15 protein-coding genes are annotated in these 13,807 nt (G+C 61.8%); 1 reads left to right on the plus strand and 14 read right to left on the minus strand.

Annotated elements, in window-relative coordinates; genetic code table 11:
• The first annotated feature begins 66 nt into the window (after positions 1-66).
• Positions 67-2,127: a winged helix-turn-helix domain-containing protein gene (locus MAXJ12_RS30200; RefSeq protein ID WP_008839970.1), complete on the plus strand. Its 2,061-nt coding sequence runs from the start codon at positions 67-69 to the stop codon at positions 2,125-2,127.
• Positions 2,128-2,143: 16 nt separating this feature from the next.
• On the opposite strand, the gene MAXJ12_RS30205 is transcribed toward MAXJ12_RS30200, so the two are convergent.
• The 14 genes from MAXJ12_RS30205 to MAXJ12_RS30270 form a co-directional block, all read right to left on the minus strand.
• Positions 2,144-2,473, minus strand: coding sequence for a hypothetical protein (locus MAXJ12_RS30205; protein WP_008839971.1), 330 nt, complete (start codon positions 2,471-2,473; stop codon positions 2,144-2,146).
• 386 nt (positions 2,474-2,859) lie between these two features.
• The gene (locus MAXJ12_RS30210) at positions 2,860-3,618 is read right to left on the minus strand and encodes an ABC transporter permease (protein ID WP_008839972.1); all 759 of its coding nucleotides are present in this window, start codon (positions 3,616-3,618) and stop codon (positions 2,860-2,862) included.
• Positions 3,615-4,388 (minus strand): ABC transporter ATP-binding protein, encoded by a 774-nt coding sequence (locus MAXJ12_RS30215; protein ID WP_008839973.1) that lies wholly within the window; start codon positions 4,386-4,388, stop codon positions 3,615-3,617. The genes MAXJ12_RS30210 and MAXJ12_RS30215 overlap by 4 nt, the downstream gene beginning before the upstream one ends.
• A 7-nt stretch (positions 4,389-4,395) precedes the next feature.
• Complete coding sequence (locus MAXJ12_RS30220) at positions 4,396-5,442, minus strand: ABC transporter substrate-binding protein (RefSeq protein WP_040588912.1); 1,047 nt, start codon at positions 5,440-5,442, stop codon at positions 4,396-4,398.
• A 65-nt stretch (positions 5,443-5,507) separates the two neighbouring features.
• Positions 5,508-5,945: a VOC family protein gene (locus MAXJ12_RS30225; RefSeq protein WP_008839975.1), complete on the minus strand. Its 438-nt coding sequence runs from the start codon at positions 5,943-5,945 to the stop codon at positions 5,508-5,510.
• 3 nt (positions 5,946-5,948) lie between these two features.
• Positions 5,949-6,686, minus strand: coding sequence for a FadR/GntR family transcriptional regulator (locus tag MAXJ12_RS30230; protein WP_008839976.1), 738 nt, complete (start codon positions 6,684-6,686; stop codon positions 5,949-5,951).
• Complete coding sequence (locus MAXJ12_RS30235; protein WP_008839977.1) at positions 6,683-8,119, minus strand: FAD-binding oxidoreductase; 1,437 nt, start codon at positions 8,117-8,119, stop codon at positions 6,683-6,685. The genes MAXJ12_RS30230 and MAXJ12_RS30235 overlap by 4 nt, the downstream gene beginning before the upstream one ends.
• 600 nt (positions 8,120-8,719) lie before the next feature.
• A complete protein-coding gene (locus MAXJ12_RS30240) occupies positions 8,720-9,469 on the minus strand; it encodes a Crp/Fnr family transcriptional regulator (protein WP_008839978.1) in 750 nt (249 codons plus the stop codon).
• A gap of 2 nt (positions 9,470-9,471) precedes the next feature.
• The gene (locus MAXJ12_RS30245; RefSeq protein WP_008839979.1) at positions 9,472-10,116 is read right to left on the minus strand and encodes a c-type cytochrome; all 645 of its coding nucleotides are present in this window, start codon (positions 10,114-10,116) and stop codon (positions 9,472-9,474) included.
• Positions 10,113-10,670: a copper chaperone PCu(A)C gene (locus tag MAXJ12_RS34755; protein ID WP_008839980.1), complete on the minus strand. Its 558-nt coding sequence runs from the start codon at positions 10,668-10,670 to the stop codon at positions 10,113-10,115. Before MAXJ12_RS34755 ends, MAXJ12_RS30245 begins: the two co-directional genes overlap by 4 nt.
• A gap of 16 nt (positions 10,671-10,686) precedes the next feature.
• On the minus strand, positions 10,687-11,283 hold the full coding sequence (locus tag MAXJ12_RS30255; RefSeq protein ID WP_139044128.1) for an SCO family protein: 597 nt from the start codon (positions 11,281-11,283) through the stop codon (positions 10,687-10,689).
• Positions 11,284-11,295: 12 nt separating this feature from the next.
• Complete coding sequence (locus MAXJ12_RS30260) at positions 11,296-12,150, minus strand: ABC transporter ATP-binding protein (protein ID WP_008839982.1); 855 nt, start codon at positions 12,148-12,150, stop codon at positions 11,296-11,298.
• A complete protein-coding gene (locus tag MAXJ12_RS30265) occupies positions 12,147-12,854 on the minus strand; it encodes a hypothetical protein (RefSeq protein ID WP_008839983.1) in 708 nt (235 codons plus the stop codon). The genes MAXJ12_RS30260 and MAXJ12_RS30265 overlap by 4 nt, the downstream gene beginning before the upstream one ends.
• A complete protein-coding gene (locus MAXJ12_RS30270; protein ID WP_008839984.1) occupies positions 12,854-13,780 on the minus strand; it encodes an ABC transporter permease in 927 nt (308 codons plus the stop codon). Before MAXJ12_RS30270 ends, MAXJ12_RS30265 begins: the two co-directional genes overlap by 1 nt.
• Between the last annotated feature and the right edge of the window lie 27 nt (positions 13,781-13,807).

The following is a 13,807-nucleotide window of genomic DNA, read 5'->3' on the forward strand; positions in this document are numbered from 1 at the left end:
TTGACTTTCAGCGACAGGCGCAGATTCTGAAGCTGAAGGCGGCCTGCCGGGCAGCATGCCGTCCGCATGATCAACACGGCGATCGGAGCGACTTTGCACCTGGTCCATCAGCCGAGCCTTGTTCTGAACAGTGTCGAGCTCGATTTCGACGCCGGCCTCCTGCGGGGGAAGGAGGGTGAAGACATCCCGCTGAGGCCTCAGTCGCTCGCGGTGCTGAAGCATCTGGTCGCCAACGCCAACCGCGTTGTGACCAGGGAGGAGCTGCTGGACACCGTCTGGCCTGGCATCGCGGTGACGGAAAACAGCCTTTCCCAATGCATTAGCGAAATCAGGAAAGCCATCGGCGACGAAAAGCAGAGCCTGCTTAAGACAGTCGCTCGACGAGGCTACCGCTTTGTCCCCGAAACCGAAGCACCCGACTTGCCTCACGGTCGCTACCCTCAGATGTACGGCACTGCCCATCCTGATCCGCATGAGAGTAAAGGCCGGCGTGGCCTGATATCCTTAACCGCTGTACTGGCGATCGTTGTCGCGGTCGCGGCGTTCATCTGGAGGCCCATATTTGACACGGAAGTGCCGACCTCCCTCTCGATTGCGGTTCTGCCGTTCGCAAATCTCAGTGAAGCCGAGGAGCAGGCCTATCTTGCCAACGGATTCGCGGACGATCTGACGACAGAGCTGGCGCGGGTTCCCGGCCTATTCGTCGTCTCGCGCAATGCCGCGCGTGCATATCGCGACAGCAGTCTGCCGCCGGCGGAGATCGCGAAAGAGCTCGGCGTCCGCTATCTGCTGGAGGGCTCCGTTCGACGTCTCGGCGATGAAGTGCGCATCAATGCGCATCTGGTCGATGCCTCGACGGTCGGGCAGATCTGGGCAGAGCGGTTCGAAGGCCGATTCACCGACGTGTTCAAGCTCCAGGATCAGGTGACTGGTCAAATCGTCGCCGCACTGCAGCTGAGGCTCGTCCCGGGAAAAGCAAACCTAGCAGTGTCCGGTGACACCGACGATCCGGAAGCTTACCAAGCGTTTCGGCGCGCCATCGAGGCGCGGCGAAGGGATACACCATCGGACACAGTGGAAGCATCGGGCTACCTGCGCCAGGCGTTGGCGCTGGACCCCGATTTCGGAGCGGCGGCCGCGGAATTGGCATGGCTCCACTGGGATGCCGACGACGCGAGGAGACGGGCTCTCGGGCTCAGTTGGACCGAAATCGACGACGGGCTTTACGGCAGCCTTGCCACCGCTGCCGGAAATCCGTCTCCCGGCTATTACCAGCTGATTTCCGAACTTCTGGTCCGGGAGCATAGGTCCGACGAGGCGGTGGCTGCCCTGCAAAAGGCCATAGCGCTCGACCCGAGCGATCCCTGGACCTACGAAGGGCTGAGCCAAGCCCTCAATTTCAACGGCAGGCCGGCCGAGGGCCGGACGTTTCTTGACACGGCCCTGCGTGTCGATCCCGGATGGACGGAGTGGCGGCGCTACCAGGCTGGCCTGGCGGCGTTCGGCCAAGACCGCTACGAGGAGGCGGTCGCGCAGCTTGAGCAGGTGGATGTGCGCTCGCCCAATCCCTGGACGAAGTTCTACAGCCTGCATGTTCTTGTCGCGGCGCTTGCGCATCTCGATCGCCTGCCGGAAGCGGCTACCGCCCTGGAGAAGCTCCGGAGGGTGCTGTCGGACAGGCAGGAGGGTTCGCCGAATCTGCTCATCGCGCAGCAGTTCTTCGTCTACAAGCAACCGGAGGACATTGCTCGCCTACTCGATGGTTTAAGAAAGGCGGGGGTTCCCGAGCTACCCGCCGGAATGGAGCCGGTATCGGCTGAACGGATGAACGGCGCGGATATCGGCAACCTCGTATTCGGACACGAGCTGACGGGACGACAAGTTCTGCCCGAAGTCTCAGCCTATCATGCTCTGATCGCAGCAGACGGCACTGTTACCAGAACAGTTGGTCAGGAGGTCTTGACCGGTCGGATGTGGGTGCAGGGCGACAGCTTGTGCAGCGCCTATCCGCGTAAACTGACGGGCTGTGGCGCTGTGTTCCGCAACCCGAGCGGCACATCTGGAGCCACGAACGAATACACACTGCTGTCTCGCTTCAAGCTTTACGAGTTCTCGGTGACGAAGTAGCAGCACTTGGCTGCGCTTACAGCGGCCATGAGAGAGTGAGGTTCATCTCGTTCATGCCTTCGGTGACGTATGGGCTGCACCGCTTCAGCGCCTCCGCGAAATCGTTGGCCAAGCCCTTGAACGTCTCGGTCTGCGGCTCAACATCGACGACTTCGATAGCACTGACGTGACCCTCGCGCGTGAAGCTGACGTGGACGTCTGCGCTGAAGCTGATCCCGCGCATCGCCGTCGGCGTAGTCCAGCAGCTTGCTGCCCGTTCGAGAATATATTGGTTGAGGCTGTCGCCAGCGGACGCTGTGGTCGCCACCGCAGACATCACGAGAATCCCCAGGACGCGATTGACCATCTTTCGATCTCCTCAGTTCGACGCCCGAAGGTGTGAGGCGGTGTGTGCGAGAGAACGCGAGGGGTCGTTCGAAGTCATGAAATCGGCGTGAAAAAGTTCTGAAGAGTGCTGAAAGTAGCCGATTTTCTGGTTGCGGGATGCGCTCAAGCGGCAAGTGCGGCTCTGCGCTCCGCTTAGCCCGCCAAGTCTACGTTGGTTCTCTTCCACACCATGACCCGGCATTGATTTCCCAAGTGAACGGGTCCGCCAGGGGTAGGGAGCACTGGTTGCGATGAATATCGGCTATCGAGTAGCGAAATCGGCTGGTGAAGGCGGCACAGGGTCAAATTGCCACATTTGCCGCGGCTCGGCCTGGCCGAAAATGGACGTAGAAATGATCAGGACTCCTAATACCGGATCAATTTGCGCTCGACTGTAACGACCACCAGGAAAAGCCCGATGGACAGCAAGGACGACAGCACGATCGCCGCGTAGAGCCGGTCGGATTGATAGTTGAACGTGGCTTGGATGATCAGGGCGCCAAGACCTTTGTCGGATCCGATCCATTCGCCAACTATGGCGCCGATGACCGCCGTGGCGGACGCAATGCGCAACGAGGAAAACAGCATCGGCAAGGCGCGGGGCAGCCTCAACCGCCAGAATAGCTCGGAGCGGTTCGACGACAGGACACGGAACAGTTCATGTTCGTTTGCAGTGGCCGAATCCAGACCGCGGATCATGTTGATAAGGGTCGGGAAAAAACAGATGACGGCGGCGATCACGATCTTCGGTGTCATGCCAAGCCCGAAGATCAGAATGATGATCGGCGATAAGGCAAGAACCGGGATCGTGTTGAAGAACAGAACGACGGGGAAGTAGGCCGCTTGGAGAATCCGGCTGTGAACAAAGACGATTGCGAGAAGGATCGCTGCAAAATTGCCGATCGTGAAGCCCGCTATGGCCTCGATTGCGGTCGGCCAGAAATTACCGAGGAGCAGCGGCCCGCTCTTGGCGAATACGGCTGATATAGCCGATGGCGTGGGCACGATGTAGGCCGGGACGCCGGCGGCTGGCAGCAAGAACTGCCAAGCGACCAGTAACGAGCCAACTCCGAGGATTGGCAGGACGGCTTGGGCGGTCGGAGAGAGTCCGCTGCGCGCGATCATGATGCCGCCTCCAGCGCCGCTCGCATGCCGGCCATGGTGGCGACGATCGCCGGGTCTTCCCGAGAGCATCGGTTGCCGGGCAGCTTGACGGTTTTGAGATCACGGTCCGCAACGACACGGCCGGGATTGGCTGCAAGCACAATCACCCTTTCGCCCAGATAGACCGCTTCGGCGATCGAATGCGTGACGAAAAGGATGGTGGTTTGGGTGCGCCGCCAGAGATTGAGCAGTTCATCATTCAGCCGGTCGCGCGTGATTTCGTCCAGCGCGCCGAAAGGCTCGTCCATCAACAGCAATCGCGGCTCGCCGAGAAGCGCGCGAGCGATGGCCGCCCGCTGTCGCTGGCCGCCGGACAGTTGGTGGGGAAATCTGTCGGCCAAAGCCGAAAGGCTCATCAGGGCAAGGAGTTCTTCGGTCTTGTCCTCGATTGGACGGGTGAGGCTTCCACGTCCAATGTGAAGCGGAAGCCTGACGTTGTCGCGAACTGTGCGCCATGGCAGCAGTGTCGAATCCTGGAATACGAAACCCACGTCGCGGCGCGATCTGACTGATCGCGGTGTTTCACCCAGCACCCTGATCTCTCCAGCGAGCGGTTCGATAAGATCGGCGACGACCCGCAGCAGGGTCGACTTGCCGCAACCAGACGGACCGAGGATCGACAGGAAAGTCCCGGCCTCGACATCGAGGTCGAGGCCAGAGAGTACTGTGGTGGGGTGATGCGGGCCGGGATAGCCGACGTCCAGCCCCGCAGCGTGAATCGCGCTCCCCATCGTCCGTTCAGGCGCCGGGTGCGGCGAGCTTGGGGCGTTCGGCCGCCGAAAGACCAAGGACCTTGAGCGTATAGACATCCTCGGATTTCGGTCGTCCGTTCGGATACTGCCCGATCTGGTCCAGAAGTGCGATCTGGCTTTCGATGGAGGTTGGATCGAACGTGCCCCAGCCGTCGCGCCCAGTCTCGGCGTCGAAGCTCAGTTTCAGGACCAGATCGATCGTCTTCAACTCCCAGTCCAGATCGATCTCCGGATACGTCTCAACCAGTTTCTTCACCGCCTCCTGCGCATTGGCATGAGCCCAGCCCCAGCCCTTGCCGACAGCGCCGATGAACTTCGCCAGGGTCTCGGGATCGTTTTCAATCGCCCCATCCGTGGCGAAATACACGTTTGCATACGATGCCAATCCGAGATCGCTCAACAAAAGATCAACGCGATCATCGCCGACAATACTGAGCGCCTGCGTATTGGTGATCCAGCCGCCGATGGCATCAACCTCGCCTCGGACCAGCGGCGCTTTGTCGAAGCCGACATTGAGGATGGTGACGTCGGCAGGATCGATACCATTCTTGGCCAGCACGGCATCCATGGCGAAACGCGCCGTCGGCTGAATGCCGATCTTCTTTCCCTTCAGGTCAGCGACCGAGCGGACGGGGTTACCCGGCTTTGATGTCAGTGCGTAGGGGCCGGTACGAAAGCCACAGGCAAGGATCTTCACCGGAACGCCGCTCGCGCGAGCGGCATAAAGCTGCGGTGTTTCGGAAAACTGGCCGAGTTGCGCCGAACCCGCAACGACCGGCGGCACAGTTGCCGAGTTTGGTCCGCCCGGACTGAATTCGACCTCCAGACCTGCTTCCTGGAAGTAGCCGTTGGTGACGGCGACGATGTCGCCGATCTGGCCGTTCGACATCAACCAGTCATACTGGATGACCACTTTGGCGGCAGCGTTTGCCGTGCCGCCGAACAGTTGGATGCCTGGCCCGAATGCCGCGACGCCTGCGATACCGGCCTTCATCAAGGACCGGCGGTTCCAATTCTGCGTGTTCCCACTCATTTCTTTTGCTCCTGTTGTTTGCCAAGGATGCACGTCGGCTGCGGCTGGCCTGGCCGAGGGATCGGTTACCGGTGTTCGTCGTGGTAGTCGCCGGGGCCACCCTCGAGCCAGGCGTAGAGTTCCCAGAGGGTGTCGTCCGGATCGGTGAAGTAGACGCAGCGGGCGTTCCAGACGTAGTCGTCCGGCGCACGGTAGAAGGAGACCCCTTTGGCCGAGAGTTCGGCGTAGAGGCGGTCGATCTCGGCAGGCGTGTCGAGTTGCATTGCGACGCAGACCTTGTGCGCGCCTTTTGGCGCCCGCAGGTTGGAGGCGCCGGTATGACGGTTGATATGGTCAAGCTCCCAAGCAGCAAGGGTGATGCCGTCATTGTGGAAGTCGGCGAATCCCTCGGCGCGGCGGCGCATGCGGAATCCAAGCTTGTTGACGTAGAAGTCGACTGTTCGCTCGATGTTTTCCACGAGCAGGCAGACATCGGAGATCTTCTTGGCCTGGCCGAGCGGCATGGTTTACCTCGTCTTGGGAGGGTTTTGCGGCAGTGGAAGGCGGATGCCGACACGATCGGCTGCGCCGATAATGTGTGCGCGCATCGCTTCGCCGGCGGCGTCCGCGTCACCAGCCACGAGGGCCTCATAGATCTTTACATGTTCACCGACATTGATTTCGACCAGGTCGTGCAGTGGATTGGTCTGGCGGGCATAGTGGATGGAACGGCGTATCTGCTCGCAGACGAAGGAGATGAAGGTATGGATATAGCTGTTGCCGGTGGCGCGGGCGATTTCCCGATGAAAGGCCAGGTCGGCCTCGATGCTGCCTTCCTCCCATCGCTCCTCACCGCCCATTCGCTCGAGCGCTTCCTTGATCGCATCGAGATGTTCCTGGGCGCGCCTGGTGGCCGCGAGCGTCGCTGACTCGGTTTCGAGGATGCGCCGCAGCTCGAAGAGATGCTCCATATTCGCGTCGTTCTTCAGGGCCTCGCGGTCGATGCGGATGGCGGTGCGCTGCTCGGGCGCCAGCACGAATGCCCCGACACCCTGGCGAGCCTCGATCATGCCGTCAGCACGAAGCTGGGCAATCGCTTCGCGGACGACATTGCGGCTGACACCGAATTTTTCGGCAAGCTGCTGCTCCGTCGGAAGCCGGCTGCCGGGATTGACTTCGCCGGATTCGATTTCCCGGCTCAGCAGCGCCGCGACGCGATGGGGCAAGGCTTCGAAGACTCCGATCATCGGCGAACGCTGCTTCATGCGAGTTCCTTTTCCTCCGGAAACAGGCATCCCGGATTCATGAGACCGTCAGGATCGAAAGCGGATTTGACGGCTTTGAGCATTCGTTTGTGTATTGGCGGCAGCAACGACCAGAATACGTCCTTGCGGCTGCGGCCTATGCCATGCTCGGCGCTGATTGACCCACCGGCAGTGGTGACAAGGCCGTAGAGGTCAGTTTCGATGCTGACACCGATCGCGCGGGCGGCGGGTTCGCCCATGTCCTGCGGAGGCAGAACATTGAAGTGCACGTTGCCGTCACCTGCATGACCATAGGCGATCGACGTCCAGCCAGGATATTTTGACGCGACGATCCCGCGTGCCCGCTCGATCAGTGCCGGAACACCTGAAAGCGGCACCGAAAGGTCGGTCCGAACGTGGTAGCCGCGCCGCGCCTGTCCCTCGACGAGACCTTCGCGGATGGCCCAAAAGCATCTCGCCTGCGCCACGCTCTCGGCAAGGAAGGCACCCGTAACCAACCCGTCCTCCATTGCCTCTGCGAGGACGTTCTCGAGCAGTCTCCTGAGATCGATGGCGCCGCTGCATGAGGCCTCCATCAGAACATGGACAGGTGCTGCGATTGGAACCGCAAGTTCCGGATGGACCAAACGAGCAAGCGAGACGCACTCCTCGCCGATCACTTCGAAGGCGGTAAGCAAATCCGAACAGGCTCGGCGCGTATCGCGGAAAAGGCGCATCGCATCCTCGAAAGAGGCGACGCCGACATAGACCGTTTCCACTTTAGAGGGTTTCGGAAAGAGTTTCAGCTCGACGCCCGTGATGATGCCAAGCGTGCCTTCGCTTCCGATGAACAGCTGTTTGAGGTCGTAGCCGCGATTATCCTTGCGAAGGCCGGAAAAGCCGTTCCATAGCTCTCCGTCGGGCATAACAACTTCCAAGCCTAGGATTATGTCGCGCATCATGCCGTAACACAGCACGTTCACGCCTCCGGCATTGGTGGCGACATTGCCGCCGATCTGGCAACTCCCCTGCGCGCCGAGCGCGAGGGGGAAGAGGAGGTCCGCCACCTCGCAGGCATCCTTGACCTGCTGCAGGGTGCAGCCGGCATCGACACGGATCGTAAAATTTTCCGCGTCCAGCTGGCGGATTCGGTTCATGCGCTCAAGGCTGATGACAGCCGTATGGTCGGCGTCAGTGCTCATGCTTGCGGCAACTAGACCTGTATTGCCGCCCTGCGGCACGATTGTCAGGCCCGACTGCCCGCAGATCTTCACTGCATCCCGAACCTCCGCCGTCGAGGCCGGCCGCAAGATTGCCAGCGCCCGCCCTTTGTGGTCACCCGACCAATCCGTCAGATAACGAGCCATGCTGGCGCCGTCGAAAATCACGCCAGCGTCCCCCAGCACGCCGCGCAACACCTCTATCATTGGCAGGCGGCGAGTCGCCGCGGTCATTGTCGAAGGCCCCGTCATCGCCCCCACCACATGGCTGGATTGATCCCATCATATATATCATCCTACAACCAGACAAGTAAAAATTGACGCATGGTTCTATGGGCAAACGACCGGATCGAATCCAACCTGTCGTGGAACGCCAGACTTGGCGGAATGAGTCCCGATCAGCGGGGGGTTTCTATGACGCATTTCTGTCGGAGCGCAGGAACGGTGGCAGATGACACTGCTGTCCATTGCTGGGCTCGCGTCAATTGAATGAGAGACAGCCCGGTAGTGCCCGCTGCAGGTTGGCACTGTCACGGTGCCGGCCTGGGGACATGCCCCAAGGTCGGCGCGATGCGCCTCCATCAGGTGTTCCTGTCCGCGGATTCTACAGGAATCACCCTGCCGCCTTTCGTTGGATGGGAGCCACGACGGATAGTTCCACAACAGGATGGCGCCGTGCCCCACAAGCCGGCGGCTGCGACGGCGCCCATGCGCCCGTGGAAGCAATGCCATCGGACTGCGCCGATCGATACCAGACCGACGGAGCGATCAACCTTCAGGATCTCGTTGGCCCCGTTGGCGAACACGGACTGGCTGGCATCATCCGGGGTGCGATCATTCGGCAAGGCCGCGCAGCATATCGTGCTGCTCGACGACGATCCGCTGACGGCTGACAGTGATAAGACCGCGTTTTTGGAACTTGTCGAGGGTCATAGTCACCCACTGGCGCGTGGAGCCGACGATGTTGGCGAGTTCATCGTGCGTGATCTTCTTGTCGATAACGAGGCTGTTGCCCTCCGTGCGGCCGTGCGTGTCGGCGAAGACGATCAGGAGGTGAGCGAGCCTTTTGGTCACCGAGCGCGTTCCCAGCATCTGCACGAGCGCGGAGTAGCATTTTCCCTTGGCCACCAGCCCGTCGATCATACAGACCGCGAACCGCGGTATCGTCTCCACAAGATGGCGGATCCTTGAGCCGGTCAGGAAGCGAAGTCGCAGGTCTTCGTGCGCGTCGGCCGACCAGATGTGAACACCGCCGCCGAACACTTCGGGGCCTCCGACGAAATGCCCGGAACTCCAAAAGGCGAGCGTGATCTCGCGGCCTGACGGACCGACATAGAAGGTCCGTGCAACCCCGCTTTCGATCAGCCAGATGCCGTTGTGGCTATCACCCTGATGGAAGATGGCCTCGCCACGCCTTAAATTTGTCGCCGCGCCGCTCGCCCGCAGGAGCGCCAGTTCCTCGTGGCTCAATCGGTCAAGGAAGCTGGACCCCTCGTCGAGCCCGACCAGTTCCTCGCTGAGAAAAACCGCAGACCGACGGCCGGCAGCCAGTTCGTTGACAGTTCCCGAGCCATTCACACGCATAGTCAGGGCTCCCGCTGCGGCCGCTCGGACGCGGCAAGAAAGTCGGCCAGCGCTTCGCGCTCGCCAGGTTGGAGCGCGGCAGCGATCTCGTTCATAGCACCGGCCGGATCATTGTCGCGGGCGCCGCTGGCGAAGTCGGCGAGTTGCTTGACGAGATAGTCGCGATGCTGCGCCTCCAGCCATGGCGCAAGGGTGCCGGACGATTGTGCGCCTGCCGGATCGTGGCAGCCGGCGCAGGCCGGCAACCCTTCCCTTCCCCGGCCGAACAGCTCTCGACCCAGGTTGAATCCGGCGCCCTTCTCCTCACCCGGACGAGGCGCGGCAAGCGTGGAAAAATAGGCGGCGACCTTCTGCACGAGATGGGGCTCCAGCTCGGTCGAGATCGCCTCCATCTGGCCACCATCGTTGCGGCGCCGACCCGCACGAAAATCGCGGAACTGCTTTTCGATGTAAGTCGCGCGCTGGCCGGCAAGCTTCGGGAACTTGGCGACGGCGCTCAACCCGTCGAAACCGTGGCAAAGTCCGCAGACCTCCCACGGTTCCATCCCGCTCCTGTCGATCATGTCAGCGCGAGGTGCGGATACGCCGAGCGACCAAAAAGAGATCGCGAGCGCGATGGTCCCGAGCCCGCTGCGCCCTGACATCATGAGCCGCCCGTCTCCGCCAGCGGATGATCGGGGTGACCGTCCTTGTGCTGGCGGTGATGGTCGTGGTTGCCGCCTGCGGCCGCCCCGCCGACGGTCGCCTCGAAGACGAGGCTGTCCTGGTCGTCGAAAATGAGCCGGATCCGGAAATGCTCACCTTCATGGAAATTGCGCGAGGCGCCCATCAACATGAGATGCAGGCCGCCTGGAGCGAACGAGACCGTCTCGCCAGCGGTAAGCGTCAGTTGCGTCGCAGGCGTCATCATCGCGATGCCGTTGCGAGTCGAACTCTCGTGGATGGAAACTTGCGCGAAGTCGAGGCTTTCGGCGCCGATGACCTTCAGCGGTGCGCAGGCGGTGTTGACCAAGGTGAAATAAACCGCCCGCGTACCAATGCCTGGCGGCGACGGCGGAGACCATGCGTCCCTGATTTCGGCCGGACCGGCAGAGATCGCGTGAGTTCCATGCTCGTCGTGCGCGGAGGCGAGCGTGGCTCCGCACTCGACCACCGCTGCCGTGACCGTCGCGAGCACAACCATGAGATGATATTTCGCCATTCCGCCTCCTGTCCGGTTAGTCCGGGTCCGCTTCGCGCATGAGGCGGTAAAGATACGCCGCCGTGTTGTAGGGCTGGAATGGCGGAGTGATCTTCGCCCTGATCGATCCCTCCGGTGTCACGAACGCAACGGCCGCGCTGTGGACGACGTCGTAAGCCTTGTCATGCTCGCCCCTCTTTTTCAGGCTGTAGTAGCCGTCAAGGCTTGTGGTCAGCCCATCGATGTCACGGCGGTCCCCGGTTACCCCGACGAAGGCGAGATCGAAATGGGCGACGTAGTCGGCAAGCACGGCGCGGTCGCGGTCCGGGTCGACGGCCAGGAACACGATCTGCGGCAGCTTCTCCGGCGTGACGAGTTGCGAAAGCTCGCCGCGCACGGCACCGAGATTGGCCAGAGTGAAAGGGCATACGTCCGGACAATGCGTGAAGCCGAGGAATATCAGGGACCAGCGACCTTTCAGCTGCTCCAGCGTGAAGGGCTCACCTGCTTGATCAACAAGCGTGAAAGGCGCAATCGGTGACGGCTCGTCGAGGATCACCCCCTTTACCCCTTCGGCGAAGGCGGGCGGCGCGCCGAAAGCAAGGAGAACAAGCAGGACGGTGCGCTTAAGCATCGGAACCCCCATTCATCGGTTCTGCTGCTCGAAGGCCTTGAGGCTTTCGGCCCGGATCAGGTCGAGGCATTGCTTCTTGAGCTGCATGAATTGCGGCGTGGTCGCCATGTCGGCCGCGCGCGGTCGATCGAGAGGAACCCTGAGGTCGGCGATGATAGCACCCGGGCCGGCGCTCATGATCAGCACGCGGTCCGCCAAGAAAACCGCCTCGTCGACATCGTGGGTGACGAAGACCACGGTGGTGGAGAATGCGCTCCAAGTCGCGAGGAGGCTCTCCTGCATCATCAACCGCGTCTGGGCATCTAGTGCGCCGAAGGGCTCGTCCATCAGAAGCACGCTTGGGTAGTTTGCGAGCGCGCGGGCGATTCCGACGCGCTGCTGCATGCCGCCGGAGAGCTCGGCCGGATACTTGTCGGCGAACTTTGTCAGGCCAATCATTTCCAGGAAGGTGTTGGCGACCGAGTCGGTCTCGGCATAGCCGCGTCCGGCCAGTTTCGGGCCGAAGCCGATATTGTCGCGGATCGTCTTCCACGGGAACAGCGAGTACTGCTGAAAGACCATTCCTCGGTCGGGACCGGGCCCGGACACGGCTTCACCGTCGACCAGGACCGTCCCTGAGGAAGGCTTCACGTAACCGGCCATCGAATTGAGCAGCGTCGACTTTCCGCAGCCTGAAGGCCCGAGGAGGCAGACGAATTCGCCGGGCGCGATGTCCAGCGTTGTCTCCATCACCGCCGGGTGCGCGTCGTGTCCGCGGCCAAAGTGGATCGAGACGTTGCGGATCTCGATCTGGCCGCGCCCCGCATTGCGCGTCCCGGATCGCCGGTCCCGGGCATGCTCGCGAAGAGAAACAACATGCGTGTTCATGTGCCGTGGCTCCTCAGGTCAAACGGAGTTGGATTACTGGAGCGGCCGCAGCGGGTGGCTTCCTTCCCCGGGGACGAGGCGGCGTAGACCGCGGCCGCAAGCAGAGCAAAGCCCGCCGCCGTGATCCAGGGACCGATGGGCTCGATCCATAGCGAGAGTGGAACGCTCAGCCCCATCATCGACAGGCCGACCACCCAAGTGGGTGAGGCGCAGCAGACGACCCAGTACATTGTGATCGAGGTGAAACCGACCAGCGCGCTGCCGAGTCCTGCGGCAACAGGCGAGGACGCCGGGAGCGCGAGCCCGCAGCGGCGGCATTGCACTCGCAGCACCAGCACGGTGGCGAGCATCACCGCAAGTGCCATCAAGACGAACATTCGCGCCGGCACGATGTTCAGCGCCCACTCCGAGATACCGTGCCCGAAGTCGCGGTTCATGTAGCCGATCTCAAGAAGCCACTCCTCCGAGATGATGGCGACGGTGTCCAAGATCGACGGCGTGGAAACCAGGATCCGGCGAACGTTGGAAGGCCAGTCGTAAAGGGTCCAGTAATTGGGGAGATCGCCGAACCTGAGGACGAGCCCGGCGAGCTGGGCGGCGTAGAACATCAGCGGAAAACCGACGACCACTGCAAACCAAAGGCCCCGTTGCGCGCCGATGGCTTCGACGATGATCGGAATGCGACGCCGGGCGGGCACGATCATCAGCGCGCCCTCCGCTGCCAGGCGAGAAAGGGCTGCATCGCCAGCTTAACCGCATAGGTGGAAAGCGTTCCCAGCCCGCCGATCACCAGCATGCCGACGACAATGTCTGGATAGTTAATCAAGGAATAGGCGTTCCAGGTGAAGTACCCTATTCCGTACTGGCCCGAAATGATCTCGCCCGCGAGCAGCGAGAACCAGCTTACCCCCATGCCGATTGCCAGCCCCGCCGCGATGCTCGGCAAGGCCGCTGGAAGGATCACATGCCAGAAGATTTGCAGGCGCGAGGCGCCGAGCGATTTCGCGGCCCGCACGAGCACTTCGGGAGTCTGTTCGACGCCATGCAGTGTGTTGAGCACGATGGGGAAAAGCGCGCCCAGGAATGTGATGTAGACGATCGAGGATTCCTCTGACGGCCACATGAGGATGGCAAGCGGAATCCAGGCGACCGCCGGAATCGGCCGCAGGATCTCGATATAGGGATAGACGAAAGCGCGTGCGACCCGCGAGCGGGCCATCAACACGCCGGTGATCACGCCGAGGGCGGTGGCGAGGAGATAGCCGGTAAGGATACGCCGCATCGACACCGCGATATGGATGTAGAATTCGGGGTCGGCGAGATGGACCATGAAAGCCTCACCGACCCGGAGCGGCGGCGGCACGTTCTCGAAGTTGATGTACACGTTGAGTTTGGTGTGGGTCGCGACGTGCCAGAACACGAGCCCGACCAATAGCGCGGCGAGGCTGATCGCTACATTCGCCGCGTGGCGCGCAAGAACGCCGCGGAGAAACTCGGCGAAGTCCAGCCGCCGAGACCCTTGCGGGACGGCGTTTGGAGACGGTGTCGCGCAACCCGGCGCTTTTGATTCATGGCCATCTGAGACGGCGGCGGGTTCGTCGTGCTTGCTGGCATGGGCTTGCGATGACATCACGATGCTCTGCTCTCCTGGATGGCT

Origin of the sequence: Mesorhizobium alhagi CCNWXJ12-2 (genome assembly GCF_000236565.1) — a bacterium.
GTDB lineage: Bacteria > Pseudomonadota > Alphaproteobacteria > Rhizobiales > Rhizobiaceae > Allomesorhizobium > Allomesorhizobium alhagi.